Origin of the sequence: Enterobacter hormaechei ATCC 49162 (assembly GCF_001875655.1) — a bacterium.
GTDB classification, from domain to species: Bacteria; Pseudomonadota; Gammaproteobacteria; order Enterobacterales; family Enterobacteriaceae; genus Enterobacter; species Enterobacter hormaechei.
Genome location: NZ_MKEQ01000001.1, coordinates 2,886,832 through 2,912,156, shown reverse-complemented (window position 1 = coordinate 2,912,156; position 25,325 = coordinate 2,886,832). Strand labels below are relative to the sequence as shown.

The 25,325-nt window shown below is 54.9% G+C and carries 24 protein-coding genes and 1 other annotated feature; of the genes, 18 read left to right on the top strand and 6 right to left on the bottom strand.

Going from position 1 to position 25,325, the window contains the following annotated elements; translation table 11 throughout:
* Positions 1–2: 2 nt before the first annotated feature.
* From BH712_RS14520 to BH712_RS14480, 9 genes are all read left to right on the top strand, one after another.
* Positions 3–1,010 carry an Ldh family oxidoreductase gene (locus BH712_RS14520; protein WP_006808772.1) on the top strand — a complete coding sequence of 336 codons (1,008 nt, stop codon included), beginning with the start codon at positions 3–5 and terminating at the stop codon, positions 1,008–1,010.
* Positions 1,011–1,105: 95 nt separating this feature from the next.
* Positions 1,106–2,338 (top strand): MFS transporter, encoded by a 1,233-nt coding sequence (locus BH712_RS14515; protein ID WP_006808773.1) that lies wholly within the window; start codon positions 1,106–1,108, stop codon positions 2,336–2,338.
* A gap of 157 nt (positions 2,339–2,495) precedes the next feature.
* Entirely contained in the window at positions 2,496–3,308 is an 813-nt protein-coding gene (gene yidA, locus BH712_RS14510) for a sugar-phosphatase (protein ID WP_006808774.1), read from the top strand.
* A gap of 226 nt (positions 3,309–3,534) precedes the next feature.
* On the top strand, positions 3,535–4,224 hold the full coding sequence (gene dgoR / locus BH712_RS14505; protein ID WP_003861109.1) for a D-galactonate utilization transcriptional regulator DgoR: 690 nt from the start codon (positions 3,535–3,537) through the stop codon (positions 4,222–4,224).
* Positions 4,221–5,099 carry a 2-dehydro-3-deoxygalactonokinase gene (locus BH712_RS14500; protein WP_006808775.1) on the top strand — a complete coding sequence of 293 codons (879 nt, stop codon included), beginning with the start codon at positions 4,221–4,223 and terminating at the stop codon, positions 5,097–5,099. Before dgoR ends, BH712_RS14500 begins: the two co-directional genes overlap by 4 nt.
* Positions 5,083–5,700 (top strand): 2-dehydro-3-deoxy-6-phosphogalactonate aldolase, encoded by a 618-nt coding sequence (locus BH712_RS14495; protein ID WP_006808776.1) that lies wholly within the window; start codon positions 5,083–5,085, stop codon positions 5,698–5,700. Before BH712_RS14500 ends, BH712_RS14495 begins: the two co-directional genes overlap by 17 nt.
* Positions 5,697–6,845, top strand: coding sequence for a galactonate dehydratase (gene dgoD / locus BH712_RS14490; protein WP_006808777.1), 1,149 nt, complete (start codon positions 5,697–5,699; stop codon positions 6,843–6,845). Before BH712_RS14495 ends, dgoD begins: the two co-directional genes overlap by 4 nt.
* Before the next feature lie 180 nt (positions 6,846–7,025).
* Positions 7,026–8,363: an MFS transporter gene (locus tag BH712_RS14485; protein WP_006808778.1), complete on the top strand. Its 1,338-nt coding sequence runs from the start codon at positions 7,026–7,028 to the stop codon at positions 8,361–8,363.
* Between the two features lie 51 nt (positions 8,364–8,414).
* Entirely contained in the window at positions 8,415–9,644 is a 1,230-nt protein-coding gene (locus BH712_RS14480) for a YidR family protein (RefSeq protein WP_197347201.1), read from the top strand.
* On the opposite strand, the gene BH712_RS14475 is transcribed toward BH712_RS14480, so the two are convergent.
* A complete protein-coding gene (locus tag BH712_RS14475) occupies positions 9,641–9,973 on the bottom strand; it encodes a YceK/YidQ family lipoprotein (protein WP_006808780.1) in 333 nt (110 codons plus the stop codon). The genes BH712_RS14480 and BH712_RS14475 overlap by 4 nt on opposite strands.
* A gap of 247 nt (positions 9,974–10,220) precedes the next feature.
* Positions 10,221–10,294: a sequence feature (ROSE (Repression Of Heat Shock gene Expression) occurs in the 5'-region of heat shock genes and acts as an RNA thermometer to modulate expression.), on the top strand.
* Between BH712_RS14475 and ibpA the strand changes: the two genes are divergently transcribed.
* The 3 genes from ibpA to BH712_RS14460 all read left to right on the top strand — a co-directional run bounded on the left by ibpA (position 10,288) and on the right by BH712_RS14460 (position 13,125).
* Entirely contained in the window at positions 10,288–10,698 is a 411-nt protein-coding gene (ibpA, locus tag BH712_RS14470) for a small heat shock chaperone IbpA (protein ID WP_006177605.1), read from the top strand. It overlaps the preceding feature by 7 nt.
* Before the next feature lie 136 nt (positions 10,699–10,834).
* Positions 10,835–11,263: a small heat shock chaperone IbpB gene (gene ibpB, locus BH712_RS14465; RefSeq protein ID WP_006808781.1), complete on the top strand. Its 429-nt coding sequence runs from the start codon at positions 10,835–10,837 to the stop codon at positions 11,261–11,263.
* Between the two features lie 200 nt (positions 11,264–11,463).
* Entirely contained in the window at positions 11,464–13,125 is a 1,662-nt protein-coding gene (locus BH712_RS14460) for a putative transporter (protein ID WP_032673479.1), read from the top strand.
* Here the strand turns inward: BH712_RS14460 and BH712_RS14455 are convergent.
* The 3 genes from BH712_RS14455 to BH712_RS14445 are packed head-to-tail and all read right to left on the bottom strand — an operon-like array spanning position 13,122 to position 16,293.
* The gene (locus tag BH712_RS14455) at positions 13,122–14,606 is read right to left on the bottom strand and encodes a sulfatase (RefSeq protein ID WP_006808784.1); all 1,485 of its coding nucleotides are present in this window, start codon (positions 14,604–14,606) and stop codon (positions 13,122–13,124) included. The two genes, BH712_RS14460 and BH712_RS14455, sit on opposite strands and share 4 nt — an antisense overlap.
* Before the next feature lie 9 nt (positions 14,607–14,615).
* Positions 14,616–14,939, bottom strand: coding sequence for a PTS sugar transporter subunit IIB (locus tag BH712_RS14450; protein ID WP_006808785.1), 324 nt, complete (start codon positions 14,937–14,939; stop codon positions 14,616–14,618).
* A 28-nt stretch (positions 14,940–14,967) separates the two neighbouring features.
* The gene (locus BH712_RS14445) at positions 14,968–16,293 is read right to left on the bottom strand and encodes a PTS sugar transporter subunit IIC (RefSeq protein WP_006808786.1); all 1,326 of its coding nucleotides are present in this window, start codon (positions 16,291–16,293) and stop codon (positions 14,968–14,970) included.
* Positions 16,294–16,726: 433 nt separating this feature from the next.
* Between BH712_RS14445 and BH712_RS14440 the strand changes: the two genes are divergently transcribed.
* Entirely contained in the window at positions 16,727–18,142 is a 1,416-nt protein-coding gene (locus BH712_RS14440) for an aryl-sulfate sulfotransferase (protein ID WP_006808787.1), read from the top strand.
* Positions 18,143–18,157: 15 nt separating this feature from the next.
* On the opposite strand, the gene BH712_RS14435 is transcribed toward BH712_RS14440, so the two are convergent.
* Positions 18,158–18,901 carry a GntR family transcriptional regulator gene (locus tag BH712_RS14435; protein ID WP_006808788.1) on the bottom strand — a complete coding sequence of 248 codons (744 nt, stop codon included), beginning with the start codon at positions 18,899–18,901 and terminating at the stop codon, positions 18,158–18,160.
* A 222-nt stretch (positions 18,902–19,123) separates the two neighbouring features.
* On the opposite strand from BH712_RS14435, the gene BH712_RS14430 reads away from it, so the two are divergent.
* The 5 genes from BH712_RS14430 (at position 19,124) to BH712_RS14410 (ending at position 23,957) form a co-directional block, all read left to right on the top strand.
* Complete coding sequence (locus BH712_RS14430) at positions 19,124–20,746, top strand: alpha-glucoside-specific PTS transporter subunit IIBC (protein WP_006808789.1); 1,623 nt, start codon at positions 19,124–19,126, stop codon at positions 20,744–20,746.
* Complete coding sequence (locus BH712_RS14425; protein ID WP_006808790.1) at positions 20,743–22,065, top strand: 6-phospho-alpha-glucosidase; 1,323 nt, start codon at positions 20,743–20,745, stop codon at positions 22,063–22,065. Before BH712_RS14430 ends, BH712_RS14425 begins: the two co-directional genes overlap by 4 nt.
* 92 nt (positions 22,066–22,157) lie before the next feature.
* Entirely contained in the window at positions 22,158–22,505 is a 348-nt protein-coding gene (locus BH712_RS14420) for a YidH family protein (protein WP_001027451.1), read from the top strand.
* Positions 22,495–22,857 (top strand): DUF202 domain-containing protein, encoded by a 363-nt coding sequence (locus BH712_RS14415; RefSeq protein WP_006808791.1) that lies wholly within the window; start codon positions 22,495–22,497, stop codon positions 22,855–22,857. Before BH712_RS14420 ends, BH712_RS14415 begins: the two co-directional genes overlap by 11 nt.
* Entirely contained in the window at positions 22,854–23,957 is a 1,104-nt protein-coding gene (locus BH712_RS14410) for an anaerobic sulfatase maturase (protein ID WP_157843634.1), read from the top strand. Before BH712_RS14415 ends, BH712_RS14410 begins: the two co-directional genes overlap by 4 nt.
* Positions 23,958–23,960: 3 nt before the next feature.
* Here the strand turns inward: BH712_RS14410 and dsdA are convergent, their stop codons facing one another.
* On the bottom strand, positions 23,961–25,250 hold the full coding sequence (gene dsdA, locus BH712_RS14405) for a D-serine ammonia-lyase (RefSeq protein ID WP_006808793.1): 1,290 nt from the start codon (positions 25,248–25,250) through the stop codon (positions 23,961–23,963).
* Between the last annotated feature and the right edge of the window lie 75 nt (positions 25,251–25,325).

Here is a 25,325-nt window from a genome sequence, read left to right as displayed (position 1 = left end):
ATATGACCACCGTATTTATTAAAGAAGATTGCTTAAAAACACTGGTGTTAAATAAATTAATTCCCGCCGGGCTGGATGAAAAAACGGCGCAAGATGTCGCGGACGTGCTGGTTCATGCGGATATGACGGGCGTGCATTCTCATGGCGTCATGCGCGTGGAACATTATTGTACGCGCCTGCAAGCAGGCGGCCTTAATCCGGCTGCAAAAATGACGATCAATACTGTTTCTCCGTCCGTGGCGGTGCTGGATGCTGACGACGGTATGGGGCATTCGGCACTCAAGGTGGCGACGGATCACGCGATAGCGCTGGCGAAAGAGACCGGGCTGGGTTTTGTGGGGATAAAAAATGCCTCTCACTGCGGGGCGCTCTCCTGGTTTGCTGAACGCGCTACCCAACAAAACACCATTGCTATCGTCATGACACAAACGGATACCTGCGTTGCCCCTCACGGTGGCGCAGAGCGTTTCCTGGGTACGAACCCGATTGCTTTTGGTTTCCCGGTTGCGGGCGAAGAACCGATGATCGTCGATATGGCAACCAGCGCTATCGCGTTTGGAAAAATTTTACATGCCAAAGAGACGGGCAAACCCATCGGCGAAGGGCTTGCACTGGATAAGGAAGGCAATGTCACCACCGATCCGCATAAAATTGAAAATTTGTTGCCCTTCGGCGGGCATAAAGGGTCAGGGATTGCGCTGGCAAGTGCGCTGACCGGCATCTTAATGGGTGCAAACTTTGGTAATCATATTGTTCGTATGTATGGCGATTACGATAAGATGCGCAAACTGGCGAGCCTGGTCATTGTTATCGATCCTGAAAAACTGGGTAATCCGCTCTTTGCCGCCACCATAAAAATGATGCGGGATGAACTCCGGGCGGTTAAACCCGTTCCTGGCGTTGAAAAGGTCCTGGCGCCTAACGATCCACAGGTACGTTATAAAGAGAAATGCCAGAGCGAAGGCATTCCAGTCGTTGAAAGTATTTATCAATATTTATCTGCGTTGTGAATGGATGATATGGGTTTTACATTAACAACATCGTGCATTTGAATATCAATAACAGCTAAATACATCTGTAAAACCTCTTTACCCTGGAGAATTAAATGTATACTGGAAGACGATATTTTATCCTTGTGCTCCTTTTTATTGCATCAATGATAAATTATATAGATCGGGCAGCATTATCTATTCTCGCCCCCTATATCACGACGGATTTGAATGTCAATAAAGCTGAGCTGGGTCTTATTTTTAGTAGCTTCGCGATCGGTTATGCGGTGTTCTGTTTTGTTGGCGGCTGGCTGGCTGATAAATATGGACCACGACGCATATTTGCTGGCGCGATGGGGTTATGGTCGCTGTTTGCCGGTTTGACCTGCGCCGCGTTTAATTTTACCTCCCTGTTTATTATTCGCGTTATTTTTGGGGCGGCGGAAGGCCCAATGGGGTCAGTAACCAATAAAACCATTGTGAAGTGGTTTCCTGCCAGGGAGCGCGCCAGGGCTGTCGGCGTCTCTTTTTCAGGTAACCCGATGGGCGGCGCGGTATCGGCGCCCATCGTCGCCGCCTCTGCGCTGGCGTTTGGCTGGCGTATGACGTTCGTTGGAATGATGCTTATCGGTTTCGTGTGGGTGGTTGTCTGGCTCATCGCCACGAAGGGGAGCGAAGCGCCAAAAGAGGAGGCGGATGCCCGGACCGTGGCTGATACAGCCGGGAACGACCAGCCGGATGAAAAGCTCTCGTATTACCTGAAGCAGCCGATCATCCTGTTTACCGCGCTGGCCTTTTTCGCCTACAGCTACATTCTGTTCTTCTTTATGACCTGGTTCCCAAGCTATCTGCTGGACGCGCGCGGCCTGAATATGCGCGACATGAGTATCGCCAACGTGCTGCCCTGGCTGCTGGGCTTTGTCGGCCTGATCTCCGGTGGCTTTATCTCTGACTATATCTACAAGCTGACCAATAACCTGCTGTTTTCTCGTAAGGTAATTATCGTTGTTGGCCTGATCATCGCCGCGATATGCATCACCGCCTCCGCGCTGGTGCTTAACCTCTACGGGGCGATTGCACTGATGTCCGTCGGGATGTTCGCCATGTATGTTACGACATCATGTTACTGGGCTATCGTTCAGGATACGGTGAAGGGCAATAACGTGGGCGCCGTCAGCGGCTTTATCCACTTCCTTGCTAATCTCGCAGGGGTATTCGCGCCGATGTTAACCGGGTTTATTGTGCAAGGAACCGGGCAATATTATTCCGCGTTCTACCTGGTTGGCGCGTTGGCCATCGGCTCCGCTGTGCTGTTGATGCTGGGAGGTAAAAAACAGACGATTGCCTGAGTATTTTTTCTGGCGTGATCCCGGCGGGCCTGAACCGCCGGGGTTAATAGGGGAGTGAAGTCCCCTTTTCCCATCCCCCTTTCTCGCTGACACTTTTACTGTTTTTTGAGCCGAATCGCGTTAGCATGAGGTAGCACTCATTTATCCCGGGGACCTCATGGCCATCAAACTCATTGCAATCGATATGGACGGCACGCTGCTGCTGCCAGACCACACTATCTCTCCTGCCGTTAAAAATGCGATCGCCGCCGCACGCGAAAAAGGTGTGAACGTGGTGCTCACCACTGGACGCCCGTATGCCGGGGTGCACAGTTACCTCAAAGAGCTGCACATGAACCAGCCTGGCGATTACTGCATCACCTATAACGGCGCGCTGGTGCAAAAGGCAGCGGATGGCAGTACGGTGGCGCAAACTGCACTGAGCTATGATGACTACCGTTTCCTGGAAAAACTCTCCCGCGAGGTGGGTTCCCACTTCCACGCGCTCGATCGTAATACGCTTTACACCGCCAACCGCGATATCAGCTACTACACGGTGCATGAGTCCTACGTTGCGACCATTCCACTGGTGTTCTGCGAAGCGGAGAAAATGGACCCGGCGACGCAATTCCTGAAAGTAATGATGATTGACGAACCCGCGATCCTCGACAAAGCCATCTCACGCATTCCGGCTGAGGTAAAAGAGAAATACACCGTGCTGAAAAGTGCGCCGTACTTCCTCGAAATCCTCGATAAACGCGTCAATAAAGGGACGGGCGTGAAATCGCTTGCCGATGCGCTGGGTATCAAGCCTGAAGAGATTATGGCGCTGGGTGACCAGGAAAATGATATCGCGATGATCGAGTATGCAGGCATGGGCGTGGCGATGGATAACGCCATACCCTCTGTGAAAGAAGTGGCGAACTTCGTGACCAAATCCAACCTGGAAGACGGTGTTGCCTGGGCGATCGAGAAATTCGTTCTGTCGTAACAAGTGCTTTAAAACATCAGCCTCGGTTATCCACCGGGGCTTTTTTTGGCCCTGAATTTATCGAATTGTTCTTTTTGTGATCTGGATTGTAGTACAACATTAAACGATTGTACTACATTGTCACCACGGCAAAGACGAAAGGCCTCACGTTTGTACTGCAAAAGTGAGGCGAAATTCAGCGGTCGCGGTAAAGTAGTGATGGACTTACAGAGCACAAGGACTCTCCATGACACTCAATAAAACCGATCGCATTGTCATCACGCTGGGCACTCAGATTGTGGGTGGCAAATACGTTCCCGGGTCGCCGCTGCCCGCAGAGGCGGAACTGTGCGAAGAGTTTGAAACCTCGCGCAACATCATCCGGGAAGTGTTCCGCTCGCTGATGGCGAAGCGGCTGATTGAAATGAAGCGCTATCGCGGCGCGTTTGTTGCCCCGCGTAACCAGTGGAACTACCTCGATACCGATGTTCTGCAATGGGTACTGGAAAACGACTACGACCCACGGCTTATCGGCGCGATGAGCGAGGTGCGAAATCTGGTGGAACCGGCCATCGCCCGCTGGGCGGCAGAGCGCGCAACGTCAGGTGACCTGGCACAGATTGAGTCGGCTTTAAACGACATGATCGCCAATAACCAGAACCGGGAGGCGTTCAACGAAGCGGACATTCGCTACCACGAGGCGGTATTGCAGTCGGTGCATAACCCGGTGTTACAGCAGCTTAGCGTAGCGATCAGCTCGCTACAGCGAGCGGTATTTGAACGTACCTGGATGGGCGATGAGGCCAACATGCCGAAAACGCTTCAGGAACATAAAGCGCTGTTCGATGCGATACGGCATCAGGACGGCGATGCGGCAGAGCAGGCGGCGCTAACCATGATCGCCAGCTCGACACGAAGGTTGAAGGAAATCACATGACATCACGCTACATCGCAATTGACTGGGGATCGACCAATCTGCGCGCCTGGCTCTACCAGGGTGAGCAGTGCCTGGAAAGCAGGCAATCAGAAGCAGGCGTGACGCGCCTGAACGGTAAATCCCCCGCAGCGGTGTTAGCAGAGGTGACACAAAACTGGCGCGACGGTACCACGCCGGTGGTCATGGCCGGAATGGTTGGCAGTAATGTGGGCTGGAAGGTCGCGCCTTATCTGTCGGTTCCGGTACATTTCACTGCCATTGGCGAGCAGTTAACGTCCGTTGGCGACAATGTCTGGATTATTCCCGGTTTATGCGTCTCTCGCGACGATAACCATAACGTGATGCGCGGCGAAGAGACGCAGCTGCTCGGGGCGCGCACCCTTTCTCCTTCTGCTGTCTACGTCATGCCCGGGACGCACTGTAAATGGGTCCAGGCGGATGCGGAGCAAATTCATGATTTTCGCACCGTGATGACCGGTGAACTGCACCATTTGCTGCTTAAGCATTCGCTGGTGGGGGCCGGTTTGCCGGAGCAGACCCCTTCGCCGGAGGCGTTTGCCGCCGGGCTTGAGCGCGGGATCGCCTCCCCTGCCATTTTGCCGCAACTTTTTGAGGTTCGCGCCTCGCACGTGCTGGGAAACCTTCCGCGCGAACAGGTCAGCGAATTTCTGTCCGGCCTGCTGATTGGCGCAGAAGTCGCCACCCTGAGCGACACGTTCGCCGGGCAGCAGACCATCACGCTCGTCGCGGGTTCATCGCTGACGTCTCGTTACCGCCAGGCGTTCCACGCTATCGGACGGGATGTTGCTGCGGTGGAAGGCGACACGGCATTTCAGGCAGGCATAAGGAGCATCGCTCATGCAGTGGCAAACTGAACTTTCCCTGATCGCGATTTTGCGCGGTATCACGCCCGGTGAGGCCTTAGCGCACGTTGGCGCGGTGATCGACGCCGGGTTCGACGCGGTGGAAATCCCGCTCAACTCGCCCGACTGGGAAAAAAGCATTCCGGCAGTTGTGAAGGCGTTCGGTGATAAGGCGCTGATTGGCGCTGGCACCGTATTACAGCCGGAGCAGGTGGATGAACTGGCGAAGATGGGCTGCAAGCTTATCGTCACACCGAATATCAACCCCGAGGTGATCCGCCGGGCGGTGGAGTACGGCATGACCGTCTGTCCGGGGTGCGCCACGGCCACAGAAGCCTTTACTGCCCTCGATGCGGGCGCACAGTCGCTCAAAATTTTCCCGTCCTCGGCCTTTGGTCCGGATTACATCAAAGCGCTGAAAGCGGTCTTGCCCGCCAGCGTGCCGGTCTTTGCCGTGGGCGGCGTCACGCCGGAAAACCTGGTGCAGTGGATGAACGCGGGTTGTGTGGGCGCGGGGCTGGGCAGCGATCTCTATCGTGCCGGGCAGCCCGTAGAGCGTACCGCACGGCAGGCGGCAGCATTTGTGAAAGCGTATCGAGAGGCAGTGCAATGAAAATAACCAAACTCACCACGTACCGTTTACCCCCGCGTTGGATGTTCCTGAAAATCGAAACCGACGAAGGCGTGGTTGGCTGGGGCGAGCCGGTGATTGAAGGACGTGCGCGCACCGTTGAAGCCGCGGTGCACGAGCTGGGCGAGTACCTGATTGGTCAGGATCCGGCGCGCATTAACGACCTGTGGCAGGTGATGTACCGGGCGGGATTTTACCGCGGCGGCCCGATCCTGATGAGCGCCATCGCTGGCATCGACCAGGCGCTGTGGGATATCAAAGGCAAAGTGCTGAATGCCCCGGTCTGGCAGCTAATGGGCGGCCTGGTGCGTGACAAAATCAAAGCCTACAGCTGGGTCGGTGGCGACCGTCCTGCGGAAGTGATCGACGGTATCCGGCAACTGCGCAACATCGGCTTTGACACCTTCAAGCTCAACGGCTGCGAAGAGATGGGCGTTATCGACAATTCACGTGCGGTAGACCGCGCGGTGAATACCGTGGCGCAAATCCGCGAGGCTTTCGGCAACGAGATCGAGTTTGGTCTGGATTTCCATGGCCGCGTCAGCGCGCCGATGGCCAAAGTGCTGATCAAAGAGCTGGAGCCGTATCGCCCGCTGTTTATCGAAGAGCCGGTGCTGGCCGAGCAGGCGGAATACTATCCGAAACTGGCTGAACAGACGCACATTCCCATCGCAGCGGGGGAACGTATGTTCTCGCGCTTCGAGTTTAAACGCGTGCTGGAAGCGGGCGGCATTGCGATCCTGCAACCGGACCTCTCCCACGCGGGTGGCATCACCGAATGCTACAAAATTGCCGGAATGGCAGAAGCTTACGATGTGGCGCTGGCGCCGCACTGTCCGCTTGGGCCGATTGCGCTGGCGGCCTGCCTGCACGTCGACTTTGTCTCCCGCAATGCGGTGTTCCAGGAACAAAGCATGGGCATTCACTATAACAAGGGCGCGGAGCTGCTCGACTTTGTGAAAAACAAAGAAGACTTCTGCATGGAAGGCGGTTTCTTTAAACCGTTAATGAAGCCGGGCCTTGGCGTGGAGATCGACGAAGCCAAAGTCATTGAGCTGAGTAAAAATGCGCCGGACTGGCGTAACCCACTGTGGCGTCATGAGGACGGTTCCGTAGCCGAGTGGTAAATGCGCGTCATACTTCGCGCTGGTGATGCGTTGGCTGCGTTTTCTTACCCCGGTCACATACTTTTGTATGCTCCCGGGGATGCGAAAACTTGCCGCCTTCCCCCAGCACGAATTATTTAGCGCATTCCGTTTACGTTTTTAATTAAAAAAACCAAATACACCCTCTGTAAATTACAGGGCATGGTGAGCGGCTTCGCTATGCCCAAAATCTGGAGACAGATTGCGATGGATATTCCAGTTACTGCTGCAAAAACCGGGCGTCGTCGTTACCTGACGCTGATCATGATCTTTATTACCGTGGTCATCTGTTATGTCGACCGCGCCAACCTTGCCGTGGCATCGGCCCATATTCAGGAAGAGTTTGGCATCACCAAAGCGGAAATGGGCTACGTCTTCTCGGCATTTGCCTGGCTTTATACGCTCTGCCAGATCCCCGGCGGCTGGTTCCTTGACCGCGTGGGGTCTCGTCTGACCTACTTTATCGCCATTTTGGGCTGGTCCGTGGCGACGCTGTTCCAGGGGTTCGCCACCGGGCTGATGTCGCTGATTGGTCTGCGCGCCATCACCGGGGTGTTTGAAGCGCCCGCGTTCCCGACCAACAACCGCATGGTGACCAGCTGGTTCCCGGAACATGAGCGTGCCTCTGCCGTCGGCTTCTATACCTCCGGGCAGTTTGTGGGCCTGGCGTTTCTGACGCCGCTGTTAATCTGGATCCAGGAGCTGCTGAGCTGGCACTGGGTGTTCATCGTCACCGGCGGGATCGGCATTATCTGGTCGCTGATCTGGTTTAAGGTTTATCAGCCGCCGCGCCTGACCAAAAGCATCACCAAAGCCGAACTGGACTACATTCGCGACGGCGGTGGCCTGGTGGACGGCGATGCGCCGGTGAAAAAAGAGGCGCGCCAGCCGTTGACCAGAGCGGACTGGAAGCTGGTCTTCCACCGTAAGCTGGTGGGCGTCTATCTGGGCCAGTTCGCGGTGACTTCCACGCTGTGGTTCTTCCTCACCTGGTTCCCGAATTATCTGACCCAGGAGAAGGGAATTACCGCACTGAAAGCAGGCTTTATGACCACCGTACCGTTCCTTGCGGCGTTTTTCGGCGTGCTGCTCTCGGGCTGGCTGGCGGACAAACTGGTGAAAAAAGGCTTCTCACTGGGCGTTGCGCGTAAAACGCCGATTATCTGCGGGCTGCTGATCTCTACCTGTATCATGGGGGCGAACTACACCAACGATCCGGTGTGGATCATGACCCTGATGGCGGTGGCGTTCTTCGGAAATGGTTTTGCCTCCATCACCTGGTCGCTGGTGTCGTCCCTGGCGCCGATGCATCTGATCGGTCTCACCGGTGGCGTGTTTAACTTCGTTGGCGGGCTGGGCGGGATCACCGTGCCGCTGGTCATCGGCTACCTGGCACAGGACTACGGCTTTGGTCCGGCGCTGGTGTATATCTCTGCCGTGGCGCTGATCGGGGCACTCTCCTACATCCTGCTGGTGGGGGATGTGAAACGAGTAGGCTAATCTCTTCGGATGTTTTACCCTGATGCGATAACCGCGCATCAGGGTATTTTCATGAAACAAATCACCTTCGCTTCCCGCAACCACCAGCTCACCAACATCAACACCTGGACGCCGGACAGCCAGTGGCTCGTCTATGATGTGCGCCCGTCCGGGGCGTCATTTACCGGTGACACCATCGAGCGGGTGAACGTCAGCACTGGCGAGGTGGAAGTGATCTACCGTGCCACTGATGGCGCGCATGTCGGCGTGGTGACCGTGCATCCGGCGCAGGAAAAATATGTTTTTATCCACGGCCCGGCACACCCGGATGCAGACTGGCAGTATGATTTTCACCATCGTCAGGGGGTGATCGCGCAAAACGGCCAGGTGCGCAATCTGGACGCGATGGATATCACCGCACCTTACACGGCAGGCGCGCTGCGTGGCGGCAGTCACGTCCACGTTTTTAGTCCGAACGGGCAGTGGGTCAGCTTTACTTATAACGACCATGTGTTGCACGAGCGCGATCCGAAGCTGGATTTGCGTAACGTCGGAGTGGCGACGCCTTTTGGTCCGGTGAACCCACAGGGGAAACATCCACGGGAATATGCTGGCACCTTCTGGAGCGTGCTGGTAAGCCGTACTACGCCGAACCCGAAGCCGGGCAGCGATGAGATCAACCGCGCTTATGAAGAGGGCTGGGTGGGCAACAACAAGCTGGCGTTTATCGGCGATACCCTGTCTGCGAAAGGCGAGAAAGTGCCCGAGCTGTTTATTGTCGATCTCCCCAAAGACGAGCAGGGCTGGAAACGGGCTGGGGACGCGCCATTGCAGGGAACGCCTGATACCATGCCCGCGCCGCCTGCGGGCGTCATGCAACGCCGTCTAACCTTCACCCATCAGAAGGCGTATCCGGGGCTGGTGAACGTACCGCGCCACTGGGTGCGCAGTAATCCACAGGGGACGCAGATTGCGTTTTTAATGCGGGACGATAACGGCGTTGTGCAGCTGTGGCTTATCTCCCCTGAAGGCGGCGAACCGCGTCAGTTGACCCACACCGAGCGTGGTATTCAGTCGGCCTTTAACTGGCATCCTTCCGGCAACAGCCTGGGGTTTGTGCTTGCAGGCCGCATTGCCAGCTGCGATGCGCAGACCGGAGACGTAACGTTTTTGACGTCCGATCACGGCAATCCGCCGTCTGCTGACGCTGTGGTATTTTCCCCGGACGGTCGTTTTATTGCGTGGATGGAAGAGAAGGACGGTTTCCGCCAGCTGTGGCTAACGGAAACCGCACAGAATTAGCGTGGGGGCATCGCTGCGGGCGGGATGACAGAATTGGTCGCCAGATTGTCCTGCTCGCTTTTCTCAACCCGCGAGCGCACTGAGCTGTCGGTGCGGAACATATCCCACGGCAGCAGAAGCGTATCGGCAACCGCCGTAAACGGCATATCAAGAATCGCCAGAGATTTGGTACCCCAGTTTGTCTCATCATCAGAGATCATTGCGGCACTGGCGCGCGTCCCCGGATATGTTCCTTCTTTACCGCCGGTGTGCGACATCACGCTCGAACACCCGCAAAGTAAAACAACCCCGCTGAACGTCGCCAGCTTAATCAGAACATTTCTCATCATCACTCAGTCATCATTAGTAGCACGGCATAGACCTGCAACTCAGGGTTATAGCGAGGCGCGTCTAAAATGGACAGCCCAAAACTTCCGCACTGTGGACGCCATCGCAATTTAACCCTTTGTGCTGTGCCCTGAGTCTATGCGACAACCAGCAAAGTGCAAAAAAATCTCTCATCAACAGGCTTGAAAAGGCCGTATCCAGACCCATTTTAAGAATGTAACCCGATAACGAACACGCCTGATGGGTGTTCGGGGAAACAGAAGCCTGTCCATGGTGGAAGGCTACATTTTCTCGCTGATTTCAGGAGCTTTTATCTATGCGTAATTTCGATCTCTCTCCGCTATACCGTTCTGCCATTGGTTTTGACCGTCTGTTCAACCACTTAGAAAACAACCAGAGCCAGAGCAACGGCTATCCTCCTTACAACGTTGAACTGGTTGATGAAAACCACTATCGCATTGCGATTGCTGTTGCAGGTTTCGCAGAGAGCGAACTGGAGATCACCGCGCAGGACAATCTGCTGGTGGTGAAAGGCTCCCATACGGCGGAGCAGAAAGAACGAACCTACCTCTACCAGGGCATCGCCGAGCGCAACTTTGAACGCAAGTTCCAGCTGGCTGAGAACATCCACGTCAAGGGCGCGAACCTGGTGAACGGCCTGCTGTTTATCGAACTGGAACGTGTGATTCCGGAAGAGAAAAAACCGCGCCGTATCGAAATCAACTAATTATGCGGGTCGCGGAAGCGGCCCACCTGAATTTGCTTGCCGTAAAGGGAGCATATGCGAATCCGCAAGGGTTTGCAGGAACAACTGTGCACAAAATTAAACTGTGCCGAACTCGCTTCTCAGAAGGAGATTTAGTATGCGTAACTATGACTTTTCCCCCCTGCTGCGTCAGTGGATCGGTTTTGACAAACTGGCTAACGCGCTGCAAAGCGCAACCGAACAGCAGACGTTTCCGCCGTACAACATCGAAAAAAGCGATGATAACCACTACCGCATCACGCTTGCGCTGGCCGGGTTCCGTCAGGAAGACCTCGACATCCAGCTTGAGGGGACGCGCCTGACCGTGAAAGGGTCGCCGGAAAAACCAGATACCGAGACCAAATGGCTGCATCAGGGGCTTGTCACTCAGCCGTTTAGCCTGAGCTTTACCCTGGCAGACCATATGGAAGTGTCTGGCGCGACGTTCACTAACGGGCTGCTGAACATTGACCTCACCCGTAACGTGCCGGAAGCCATTGCACCGCAGCGCATCGCCATTAGCGAACGTCCGGCGTTGAATAGCTAATACATTTTTTGCCGGGTAGAGGCTACACAAAAACTGCCGAACCTGTAGGTCGGGTAAGGCGTAGCCGCCACCCGACAATACCCACAGACTGCACGAAGCCCTGCCCCGGCAGGGCTTTTTTGTGCGCCATCGCCCATACAACCGCCGTCAGCTCTGAGAGAATCCTTAGGATAACTATGGTTATACACAGGATGTGGATCATGAGTGATATCGCGTTAACCGTTAGCGTGTTGGCCCTTGTTGCGGTAGTGGGGCTATGGCTGGGGAATATCAAAATCCGCGGCGTCGGATTTGGCATCGGCGGGGTGCTGTTCGGCGGGATTTTTGTCGGCCATTTTGCCGACCAGCTTGGATGGGTGCTCAGCGCCGATATGCTGCATTTCATCCAGGAGTTCGGCCTGATCCTCTTTGTGTATACCATCGGTATTCAGGTAGGACCGGGCTTCTTCGCTTCCCTGCGCGTCTCCGGTTTACGCCTTAATCTCTTTGCCTTCGGCATCGTCGTGATGGGGGGGCTGGTGACCGCCATTCTGCATAAACTCTTCGCGATTCCGCTGCCCGTCGTGCTGGGCATCTTCTCCGGCGCTGTTACTAATACGCCCGCGCTTGGGGCGGGCCAGCAAATTCTGCGCGATTTGGGTATCCCTGCTGATGTCGTCGATCAGATGGGGATGAGCTACGCCATGGCCTATCCGTTTGGCATTTGCGGTATTTTGCTCTCAATGTGGCTGGTGCGCGTGCTGTTCCGCATTAACGTCGAACGCGAGGCGAAGGAGCATGAAAGCACGCTGACCAACGGCCATGCACTCATTAAAACCATCAACATTCGTGTTGAAAACCCCAACCTGAACAATATGGCGATCCAGGATGTTCCCATTCTGAACAGCGCGACCATCATCTGTTCCCGTCTGAAACGTGATGACACGCTGATGGTGCCTTCACCTGACACCCTTATTCAGCACGGCGATCTCCTGCATCTGGTTGGGCAACCGGCGGATTTAAACAATGCCCGGCTGGTGATTGGTCAGGAGGTGGATACCTCGCTCTCAACCCGTGGAACAGACATGCGCGTGGAGCGGGTGGTGGTGACCAATGAGAAGGTCCTGGGCAAGAAAATACGCGATTTGCAGGTGAAAGAGCGTTACGACGTGGTGATCTCGCGGCTTAACCGCGCTGGCGTCGAGCTGGTAGCCAGCCAGGATGCCAGCCTGCAATTTGGTGATATTCTCAACCTCGTTGGGCGTCCGTCATCCATTGATGCCGTAGCCAACATGGTGGGTAACGCACAGCAAAAACTCCAGCAGGTGCAGATGCTGCCGGTCTTTATCGGCGTCGGGCTTGGCGTCATGCTTGGCTCCATCCCCCTGTACGTGCCCGGCTTCCCGGTAGCGCTGAAGCTGGGACTGGCAGGCGGGCCGCTCATTATGGCGCTGATCCTCGGGCGTATCGGCTCTATTGGCAAGCTCTACTGGTTTATGCCCCCGAGCGCTAACCTGGCGCTGCGGGAGTTAGGCATCGTGCTGTTTCTGGCGGTGGTGGGGCTGAAATCCGGCGGCGATTTTGTCGATACCCTGGTCAACGGCGAAGGGATGAGCTGGATAGGATACGGCATATTTATTACCGCCATTCCGCTGATAACGGTCGGGATACTGGCGCGTATGTTCGCTAAAATGAACTATCTCACGCTGTGCGGCATGCTGGCCGGTTCTATGACCGACCCGCCCGCGCTGGCGTTCGCCAATAACCTGCACACCACCAGCGGCGCGGCGGCGTTGTCCTACGCCACGGTTTATCCGCTGGTGATGTTTCTGCGCATCATCACACCGCAGTTACTGGCGGTGCTGTTCTGGGGGATGGGCTAGCCGGATAAGCCCAGCCTGACAAACTGCTCTGCCGGCGCGTCACTCTCGTGCAACAGGCGCACCAGCAGGGCAATCATACGCGCTTCGATCGCGTCATCCTTTATCGGGTTCAACTGCTGCGGATCGGTGTATAAATCAAACAGCAGATGGCCAGTGCGATTAATCCCCTTATATTTCTCTTTGGCCGGAATGCGCAATGTACTGACGCCCTTGGTAAAACGGAAGGGAGGCGCCAGCGTTAAGGCGTGCAGTTCGGCCACATCAAAGCGGGTGTTCATCTTAATCGGCATCAGAGTGTAATTCGCGATGTCATTTTCACGCCCGGGAAGCGCGGCGCGCATATAGACGTAGCGACCGTCCGTGACGTTGACGTGGCCGCTGAAAACGCCGAACAGCGCGGCGTCACGCACCGGCGTGTCATCTTGCAGAACCGGCGTTAGCGGTTGCCCTTGTACGTCTGCGGGAATGGGCTGCCTGAAGAACTCCAGCAGAGTCGGCGCCCAGTCAATCATCTGCACCAGCGAATCACGCTGCTCTGCGCGCCTGGCGTGGCGCGGATCCCAGATAAATAACGGGTTATTCGCCACTTCGTTGTAGTACGGCATTTGATTTTTCGCCCACCAGCCATGTTCTCCCAGCAGAAAACCATGGTCGGTACCGACGATCAGCATCGTATCGCGCCAGAGATCGTGACTGTCCATCAGGTCAAGGATGCGGCCCAGATTGCGATCGCACATGGACACCAGGGCACGATAGCGGCAGCGAATATGTTCTACCGCCTCCGCGCTCTCCTCCACCTTGCCGCGCGGCCAGTCGTAGTGAGGCCCGTCCCACGGATCTTCATACAGCGAGAGGTATTCTTCGGTGGTGTAAAACGGTTCGTGCGGATCGAAGGTTTCGACCTGCAACAGCCAGTTATCTTGCGAATGGTTTTTTTCGATAAACTCGCAGCCAGCAGCAAAGACGCGAGTTTGCGGGAAATCGGCCTCCTCGCGGATATAATCGCGATTTACCCAGTCCTGGCGCCACAGCCCGGACACGCCGCCGCCGGTCTGTTTCTGCGGTACGCGCAGCACCTCCGGGATAACCGGATCGGCAACGCTTCCTTTCCAGCTATCGCCCTCCTGACCGCGCACGATCTCCCAGGAGTTGTAGCGATTATGGTAATTACCTCCGCCATCCTCCCAGTAATGCAGATGATCGCTGATAAGGTGCGTATACACGCCCGCTTTTTTCAGCAACTCCGGCATGGAGTCGTCAAACGGTTCCAGCGGCCCCCATTCGCGATGGAGGAAGTTGTACCGCCCGGTGTGTAATTCACGGCGGGCGGGCATACACGGCATACTGCCGACATAGCTGTTATTAAACGTTACCGCGTGCGCCGCCAGACGCTGGAAATTTGGCGCCTGGGTAATAACGTCTCCGTAGGGCGGCAGATAATGTTTATTCAGACTATCAAAGAGCAGAATAATGGCTTTCATCTGCGCTCCTTAGCGAGACGGGATCAGATGCGGAAAATGTTCTTCTACAACCGCGTAGATCTGTTTGCCGATCGTTTCGCCGTCCATAATATTTTCGATCGGGATGAGATATTGCCCGTGACGCGGATCGAGACTGACCACATCAATGAGTTTTTTCGATATTGCATAGATATCGGCCCAGTCGGTAAACCCGCCCACCTCGCCCGCGGCGGTATGCTCCATCTCAAAAGCAATATTGTATTTTGCTAACGCTTTTTTCACGACCGTCTGTAACATTACGCTACTACCAACGCCATAGCCGCAAACAAACAGAATATTAATTCTTTCTTTCATCACACGTTCCTTTTAAAGGTGAAGGGATTTAGCCCGCGTAAGGCCCAAGGTGGAATGTGGCTGCAATAAACTTAAGGATTTCACAAATGGCGGGCCATAATGTCGCCCAGTCAAAAATACCGGTCCAGCCCACTCCCTCGGCAGCAAGGCCGGTAAGCGGAATGGCCCAGATCGTGCCAAAGGTTTGAATCATTCCCAGCAGAAAGGTGCAAATAATAACGGAGCGGTAACCACCTAATCGGTTGGCTAATACGCCAATAGGACCGCCGGAGAAAAAGAGCGGCACAAAACCCGGCAACACCATAATGGGACTTTTGGTGATAAGCAGAATACCCATCGAAAATATGGTGCCGAAGGTACAGAAGATAAATCCCAGCGTCGCGGCATTCGGTGAGAAGGGGAGCAGCGCCGCGACGTCGACAGCCGGAATGGCGTCAGGAATAAGACGGTCTTGCCAGCCTTTAAAAGAGGCATTAATTTCGCCGACCATCATGCGCACGCCCTGAAGCAAAATCACCATATACATGGAGAATTGCAGCCCGAGGTTAATAATATAGATATACCAGGGCTTGCCTTTCGCCATCGCCTGGACGTTATCAATCCCGGTTGTCAGTAAAAAACCGCCGACAAACAGCGTCATGACGATTGCGATAGAGGTGACGTTATGGTTAAAAATCGCCAGCCATCCGGGCAGTTTCATATTCTCGGCATCCTGTTTTTCCGCATCGCCGAACAAATGGGCGAATTTAGAAAAAAACCAGATCCCCAGCATCTGATTATGGGCGATGGTAAAGCCCGCATTATTGGTAATTTTGGCGATGGGTTTCGCGATCAGCGTCGTGGCGAAAGCCCAGAACAACCCGGTTAATATCCCGGCGATAATAATTGAGGGGACCCAGCCTAAGCCCAGCCAGAAGACGATGAGCCACAGCACAGCCTGAGAGTGGGATACGCCGGTATTACCGGTCAGGAAGATGCCTTTGACCCGCGTATAACGGCCCAGCAGCACCAGCAGCAGGTTGGTAAAAAAGGCCAGCACAAACACATAGCCGACAAAACCGAAATTATCGCCAAGCGCAATTTGGGTCGCCGCTTTCATGGCGTAGGAATCCATCAGGTAGCCATGAATACCATAAGACTGGCTGACAGCATCAGCCACAGGTTTAAACGTTGCCGAGAATTGAAAACCACCGAATAACACCATCATTAATCCCACCATGGCGCTTACCATGCCGGTAATAATTTTTATCGGTGATTTTTTATCGAGTGCGTACCCCAGACCGACCAGCAAGCCTATTAAGATTGCAGGCTCGGTCAAAAAAGATTGTATTATGGCAATAAATTCAGAAAACATGTTCGACTTAACCTCCGTGATATTTTTATCCAGATAATTACATCCCGTTCACTGCTGTTGATGACGGGATGAATACTAGTAATCAAAATTAGTCATTAGAAGATTAAATATGATTTTTTGTGAGTGTCTTTGCAAAAATAGCAAGCTATAAACCCCAGTGATTTATTGGAATTTTTTAATTAATTATTTATATATAATCTATGAATGTGAATAACAGGCGTAACGTGTATTCATCGGGATTATATTTCATCGATGAATATATTTATGTGTAATGATTTATTTTAGTGTTTTTATTGCTGATTAATTAGTATGAATTTGCAAAAAACGATCTATTTGTGTGCTATTCCACAAAATACAATTAAAACGAGGTATAGGTTTGTGGGTGAAGACGTCAATACACCAGCGATGTTAAGCACAAACTAAGGACTCTGTAATGAAAGCAACCTCTACAGTAATTGTTAACCCTTATGATAAGAATAAGCTCAGTGCGCTTATTAAAATAGATTATTATCAGCCGGTAAAATTTAATTATACCGTTCATGGTAAGTCCAGTAATGTGGATTTTTATTATGCCAGCGATCGTTACGCTGTTAATCCCGAAGTCACCGTTGTCGGCCTCTATGCGAATTATGCCAATACCGTGACGCTGACGCTTTACACGGAACAAGGAGAGACACAAACTTCTGTTTTCACGATCTCCACTGAGGGCCAGGATTATGGCGATGTGGCCTTAACGTTAGCCATCAATATTGACGATCGGGACATGGCGGATAATACGCTGGGTCAGGGCTGGTTTGTGACCAGCGAGTGGAATGGCTACGATATTAACGGCGATTTACGCATTACGGGTCTGTTCCCGTGGATGTACGGTAATTTAAAAATTATCGACAATTCGCTGTGGTCAGCGCTGGCCAGTGAAACCTACGATCCCGATAAACATGCCTTTGCCCCCACGCTCTACCGCTTTAACCTTGCCGGAAAGGTAACACAAACCCTTGCCGCACCGGCGGGCTATGGCTTTCACCACGACCTGACAACCGACGGCAAGGGCAACTTGTGGATGTTAGGCTCGCTGCTGGACGGCTGGAGCGACCAGCAAAAGCTGGAGTGCATGCTCTACCGGTACGATCTCGCCAGCGGAACGCTGCTCTGGCAGCGTGACTACACCGCCGAGTTTATGGGGGCCACGGTGCTGGATAATACCGATACCAATGACGTACATTTCAACAGCCTGGAGTATATCGCGCAAACCAATCAGCTCATGATCAATTCCCGCTCAAGCTGTACCATTATTGGCCTTAATATTGACTCGGGCGATCCAGAGTGGATTATTGATAATCCCGCTTTCCCCACCCTCAATAGCGCGCTCAATCTGAGCGTGGTCGATGCCGATAATTTCACCTATCCTGACGGTGAGCACGCCGTGTTTATTACCAAAAATCGTCAATATGATGCCTGGCGAGGTGATAATAAAATCGTCATTTCTCTGTTTAACAATAACTCCTGTGCCGATGAAAAGGGGAATGAACTGGTGCGTATTATTGAATCGCCGCCAGTCGCTTATACTGCGGCGGCACTGGATTCTTTACCCACCGTGCTGGCCGTTGATTTATCTGCCAGGACGGTTCAGCGGCTGGATCAGTTCCACATTACTGGTCAGCGAAGCGAGCTTACTTCATCGGTATTTGACGTGGGAGATGATAATTTCAACGTCTATTTTGGCGCCGAGCAGTCCTTCTTCGTCTTCGATACCGACAATAATATTGGGGTGTCGATATACAATATTGATTCCGGGTTGGGCTATCGTGGCCGTATTCTTTCCTTCGATGAATTGCGCACGCTGATATAAATCTGCTCTGGTGCGTTACCGTTGCTGTTCCGGGGGATGGGTTAATAAGTCTTCCGGGTGGATGCGCCGCAGATGGTAGTCCACCTGGTAATCGCTGGTGTTCCGGAACATCACGGAATAATTGAGGAACTCGCCGCTGTCGCTGTAGGAAAGGGAGGTGATGCGCAGCAGCGGCGTCTGTTCCGGCACATTCATATAACCGGCCAGCTGTTTATCTGCCAGCACCGGCGTCAGACTCTCGTAATTGCCGCTGATAGTGATCCCACACTCCTTCTCGATGTAATCAAACTTAGACCCTTCGAGATGCGCCAGGGAAAGATTGCGAAACAGCTTCACCGGCATAAAGCTGTCCTCTAGCATCAGCGGTTTGCCGTCCACGTAACGCACCCGCCTTGAAAAATAGATCCGCTCATCAACCTGAATCCGCAGCTGGCTGGCGATGGCGGGCGGCGCGGGCATCACTTCAAACTGCAACACCTTGCTCTGCACCTCTTTTCCCTGCTGACGCAGCACCTCCACCAGCCCGGTCAGGTTAGTCGTTTCATGATGAACGTCTTTGCGCGAGACAAACGTCCCGCTGCCGTGCCGCCGCTCAACCAGCCCCCAACTCACAAGCAGGTCTAACGCTTTTCGAATGGTCATTCGCGCCACGCCGAACTCCTGCGCCAGCGCTTTTTCGCCGGGCAGCGGGCTGCCGATGTTGTAGTCCGACGAGTTCAGCCGCAGCCGCAATCTGTCGGCAATTGATTTGTAGATCACCAGTAGACCTCTCTGCCCTTATCAGGGCGTGGATTGTGTCCTGACATGTCCATATTTACAGCAAAAAGTAGACCTGATTGGTCAAAATAAAACCATGAATGCGATCACGAATCGCAGCGGCATACCATGTTGCCGTATCAGTAAGTTCTTATGCTCACCTCAGGCCAGTAAAAAACCATAAAGGCCTCTATCCCCTACAGGTTGTTTCATGAGGATTTAAAAATGCTCAGTCAAATACAACGCTTTGGCGGCGCCATGTTCACCCCGGTTTTGCTGTTTCCCTTTGCCGGGATCGTGGTTGGGATCGCCATCATGCTTCGCAACCCGCTGTTTGTCGGCGAGGCCTTAACCGCGCCTGATAATCTGTTTGCGCAAATTGTTCACATCATCGAAGAGGGCGGCTGGGCGGTGTTCCGTAATATGCCGCTGATTTTTGCCGTCGGCTTACCGATTGGCCTGGCAAAGCAGGCGCAGGGCCGCGCCTGTCTGGCGGTGCTGATTAGCTTCCTGACCTGGAACTATTTTATCAATGCGATGGGGATGACCTGGGGCCACTTCTTTGGCGTCGACTTCTCTGCTGAACCCACTGCCGGGAGCGGGCTGGCGATGATTGCCGGAATCAAAACGCTTGATACCAGCATCATCGGGGCGATTATCATTTCCGGGCTCGTCACCGCCCTCCACAACCGATTTTTCGACAAGCCATTGCCGGTCTTTCTGGGGATTTTCCAGGGCACTTCGTTTGTCGTTATCCTCGCGTTCTTCGTCATGATCCCCTGCGCCTGGCTGACGCTGCTGGGGTGGCCGAAAGTGCAGATGGGCATTGAGTCGTTGCAGGCCTTTCTCCGTACCGCTGGCGCGCTGGGCGTATGGGTTTATACCTTCCTGGAACGCATTCTGATCCCAACCGGATTACACCACTTTGTCTACGGTCCGTTTATCTTCGGCCCGGCTGCGGTAGAAGGCGGCATTCAGGTCTACTGGGCACAGCACCTTCAGGAATTCAGCCAGAGCACTGTGCCGCTGAAAACGCTGTTCCCGGAGGGCGGATTCGCGCTACACGGCAATTCAAAAGTGTTTGGCTCGATCGGGATTGCCTTCGCTATCTGGTATACCGCGTCGCCGGAGAACCGCGTTAAGGTGGCGGGCCTGCTGGTCCCGGCCACGCTTACCGCCGTGCTGGTGGGCATTACCGAACCGCTGGAGTTCACCTTCCTGTTTATCTCGCCGTTGCTGTTTGCCATCCACGCCGTGCTGGCCGCAACGATGGCGACGGTGATGTATACCTTCGGGGTGGTGGGGAACATGGGGGGCGGTTTGCTGGACCAGTTCCTGCCGCAAAACTGGATCCCGATGTTCCATAACCACGCCTCGACGGTATTCACCCAGATTGGCATCGGCCTCTGCTTCACCGCTCTCTATTTCGTGGTCTTCAGGACGCTTATCGAACGTCTGAGTCTCAAAACGCCGGGCCGGGAAGAGAGCGAAATCAAACTCTACAACAAAGCCGACTATAAGGCCGCGCGCGGGCAAACCACCGCCCCGGCGGCAGGCAGCCAACAGGTCGGGCAGGCCGCTGGGTTCTTACAGGCGCTCGGCGGCGCAGCAAACATCGAAAGTATCAATAACTGCGCCACCCGCTTGCGTATCGCCCTGGTGGATATGACGAAAACCCAAAGTGACGACGTCTTCAAAGCCCTGGGCGCACACGGTGTGGTGCGGCGCGGCAACGGCATTCAGGTGATTGTCGGTCTGCACGTTCCTCAGGTGCGCGACCAGCTGGAATCGCTGATGAAAACCCCTTTAACAAACGAACAAACCACTCTGACAGAGGCTATATCATGAAAAAATTCTCAGTTGTTATTGCAGGCGGCGGCAGTACATTCACGCCTGGTATCGTCCTGATGCTGTTAGCCAACCGTGACCGTTTCCCGCTGCGTGCGCTGAAGTTCTATGACAATGACGGAGCACGTCAGGAGATCATCGCCGAGGCGTGCAAAATCATCCTTAAGGAGCAGGCGCCGGAGATTGAATTTAGTTACACCACCGATCCGAAAGCGGCCTTTACCGATGTGGATTTCGTGATGGCGCATATTCGCGTTGGCAAATACCCCATGCGTGAAAAAGATGAAAAAATCCCGCTGCGCCACGGCGTGCTGGGCCAGGAAACGTGCGGGCCGGGCGGCATCTCCTACGGCATGCGCTCCATCGGCGGCGTGCTGGAGTTGGTGGATTACATGGAGCAGTACTCCCCGAACGCGTGGATGCTGAACTACTCCAACCCGGCGGCGATTGTCGCGGAAGCCACGCGCCGCCTGCGTCCGAACGCGAAAATTCTCAACATCTGCGACATGCCGATCGGCATTGAAGGGCGTATGGCGCAAATCGTCGGCCTGAAAGACCGTAAAGAGATGCGCGTGCGCTACTACGGTCTGAACCACTTCGGCTGGTGGACGTCGATTGAAGATCTGAACGGCAACGATCTGATGCCGAAACTGCGCGAATACGTGGCGAAAAACGGCTATGTTCCGCCTTCGGAAGATGCGCATACTGAAGCTAGCTGGAACGATACCTTCGCCAAGGCCAAAGACGTACAGGCGCTGGATCCGGACACCATGCCGAACACCTACCTGAAGTATTACCTGTTCCCGGACTATGTGGTCGCGCATTCTAATCCGGAACGGACCCGCGCCAATGAGGTGATGGATCACCGTGAGAAGCATGTATTCAGTTCATGCCGGGCGATTATCGAAGCCGGTCACTCTTCTGCCGGTGAACTGGAAATCGACGAACATGCGTCGTACATCGTCGATCTGGCGACCGCGATTGCCTTTAACACCCAGGAACGCATGCTGCTGATTGTGCCTAACAATGGGGCTATCCATAACTTTGACGCCGACGCGATGGTAGAAATTCCGTGTCTGGTCGGCCACAACGGACCGGAGCCGCTGACCGTGGGTGATATTCCGCACTTCCAGAAAGGGCTGATGAGCCAGCAGGTGGCGGTGGAAAAACTGGTGGTGGACGCCTGGGAGCAGCGCTCGTATCAGAAACTCTGGCAGGCGATTACCCTGTCGAAAACCGTACCGAGCGCATCGGTGGCGAAGGCGATTCTGGACGATCTGATTGAAGCTAATAAGGATTACTGGCCAGAGCTGCACTAATCTTTCTGACCGGCATCGCCTGATGCCGGTCTCCTTGTCCTGGCTGAATTACGCTATGCTGAAGCCTGCATGCAGCACGACAAGGAACCTTGATGAACATTTCCCGTCTCGGTGAAGCGCCGGACTACCGCTTCTCACTGGCTAACGAACGCACGTTCTTGGCGTGGATCCGCACCGCCCTGGGCTTTCTGGCCGCAGGCGTCGGCCTTGATCAGCTCGCCCCCGATTTTGCCACCCCGTTGATTCGCGAAGTGCTGGCCCTGCTGCTGTGCCTGATTGCTGGCGTGCTGGCGATCTACGGCTATCTGCGCTGGCTGAAAAATGAAAAGGCGATGCGTCTGAAGCAGGATCTCCCCTACACGCGCGGCTTGCTCATTATCAGTACCATTTTGCTGATGGTTGCGGGCGTAGTGATGTTACTGGTGTTGTATGCCGGATAGCCGCAAAGCGCGGCGGGAAGCGGACCCCGGCCTTCAGCCGGAGCGAACCTCGCTGGCCTGGCTGCGCACGCTGCTGGGTTATGGTGCGCTGATGGTGCTGGCAGTCAGGCATAACTGGCAGCAGGCAGGCCCGCTGTTTTGGGCCGCACTCGGCATTCTCGCGGCAGTGGCGCTGCTCCTGTGGTATTACACCCGCAGCCGTACGCGGATGGACGTCTCGCACTATGATTTTTCTGCCTCCCGCACGTTGAGATCTAAATTTTTGATCTCCCTCGCAGTGTTTTCTCTGGCTTTACTGTTTGCTGCTGGTCATGTTCATCACCTCATTAGCTTAATAAGGGATATTGCATGACAGGATGTCAGGTCATGGCCAAACCAGCGGGTTCACGCTGCAATCTGGATTGTCGTTACTGTTTTTATATCGCTAAACCTCAGCAGCCGATGATGGATGACGTCACGCTGGACGCATTTATTCAGCAGCACATTGATGCGCAGCCGGGGCCGGAGGTGCAGTTTGCCTGGCAGGGCGGAGAACCCACGCTCTGTGGGCTGGATTTTTTTCGTCGCGTGGTGGCGTTGCAGACACGGCACGCTCGCGGAAAACGGATCGTTAATGCTTTTCAGACCAACGGGATCGTGCTTAACGACGCCTGGTGTACGTTCCTGAGCGAGCACGACTGGCTGGTCGGTATTTCGCTGGATGGCCCTGCGGAGTTGCATGACGCTTACCGTGTGAGCCGCAGCGGCGGCCCTACTCACCATAAAGTCATCGCGGCGATAGACAAACTTCGCGCGCATCAGGTGTCGTTTAACCTGCTGACGGTCATTAACCGACAGAACAGTGGCCAGCCGGAGCGGCTTTACCGCTATCTTCGCGACCTCGGCACCCCCTATGTGCAGTTTATCCCGCTGGTGGAGCACGGTAATCCTGAGTCAGTCAGCGACGTGCAGTGGAGCCACTTTCTGAAGACCGTTTTCGATATCTGGGTGCGAGAAGATATTGGCCGCGTGTTTGTGCAGCTGTTTGACTCCACGCTCGGCGTCTGGCGCGGCTATCCATCGCAAATGTGCGCGCTGGCCGGGCGTTGCGGACATGCTTTTGCGCTGGAGGCGAACGGCGATCTGTACCAGTGCGATCATTACGTCTTTCCGCAGTACCGGCTGGGAAATATTCACCAGACGCCCCTGGCGACGCTCAACGACAGCGATGCGGCGCGCGCGTTTGGCGAAGATAAACAGCGTACGCTGGCAGCGGAGTGCCAGCGCTGTCAGGTTATCGGCCTGTGCAATGGCGACTGCCCCCGCCATCGCCTGAACGGTAAAAGCGTGCTGTGCGCGGGCTACCGTGATTTCTTTTTTCACAGCGCGCCGTACATGCGGGCCATGCGCGACCTCATCAGGCATCAACGTTCGCCTGCTGAACTGATGAAACAGCTGCGACAGAGCGGCTGACGATCAGGCGTTTCCCTTCGCCAGGTACTTCGCCATCTCGTCTTCCGGCACCATGCCGCCGCCGGTCGCCCAGACCAGGTGCGTGGTGTTGGCATCCGCCTGCACGCGCAGCGGCCCGGCCATCCCCGCCAGCGCCGACGGCTCCAGGCGAATCCCCTCCTCCTGCGCCAGCCAGCCGAGCAGGTCGTACATGCTCTGATCCGAGAGGGTATAGAACCCGTCAAGCAGACGCTCCATCGCGCGGCCCACGAAGCCGGACGCGCGGCCTACCGCCAGCCCGTCTGCCGCCGTCACGTTATCAATGCCCAGATCCTGCACGGCAATTTCATCGTGCAGCCCGGTGTAAACGCCCAGCAGCATGCACGGCGAGTGCGTTGGCTCCGCGAAGAAGCAGTGGACGTTATCGCCAAAGGCCAGCTTCAGGCCAAACGCCACGCCGCCGGGGCCACCGCCGACGCCGCATGGCAGATAGACATGCAGCGGATGATCGGCATCCACCACGCGGCCCTGTTCGGCAAACTGCGCTTTCAGGCGTTCACCTGCCACCGCATAGCCCAGGAACAGCGTGCGTGAGTTCTCATCATCAATAAAAAAGCAGTTCGGATCGCTTTCCGCCGCTTTGCGCCCTTGCTCCACCGCCACGCCGTAATCCTGCTCATATTCCACCACGATCACGCCGTGGCTGCGCAGTTTGGCTTTTTTCCATTCGCGGGCGTCGGCAGACATATGCACCGTGACCTTAAAGCCGATGCGCGCGCTCATGATGCCGATGGACAACCCCAGATTGCCGGTTGAGCCAACGGCAATGCTGTACTGGCTGAAGAAGGTTTTAAAGCGTGGCTCCAGCAGAATGCTGTAATCGTCTTCGAGGCGCAGCAACCCGGCTTCCAGCGCCAGTTTTTCCGCATGGGCCAGCACCTCATAAATACCGCCGCGCGCTTTAATGGAGCCGGAAATCGGCAGATGGCTGTCTTTTTTCAGCAGCAGCGTGCCGTGGATCGTCGCGCCAGACTCCTGCTCCAGACGCGTTTTCATCGCCGGGATCGCGACCAGCTCAGATTCGATAAGCCCGTTGCTGGCCGCCGTTTCCGGAAACGCTTTCGCCAGGTAAGGTGCAAAACGTTGCAGACGCGCGTGGGCGTCGTCCACGTCGGCGCGGGTCAATCCAACGTACGGCAATCCTTCGGCAAGCGTGGTGGTACGTGGGTTACGCCAGGTGGTCTCTTTCAGGGCGATCAAATCCGCCAGCAGCGGAAACCGGTCGATGAGGCTGGTAAGGTCAGTCGTTTTCATAATCTGTCTCAGAATTTAGTTCGTTCTGACTCTACACCAATTGTGAAAAAGCATGCTAAATACAGAGTAAAGCAT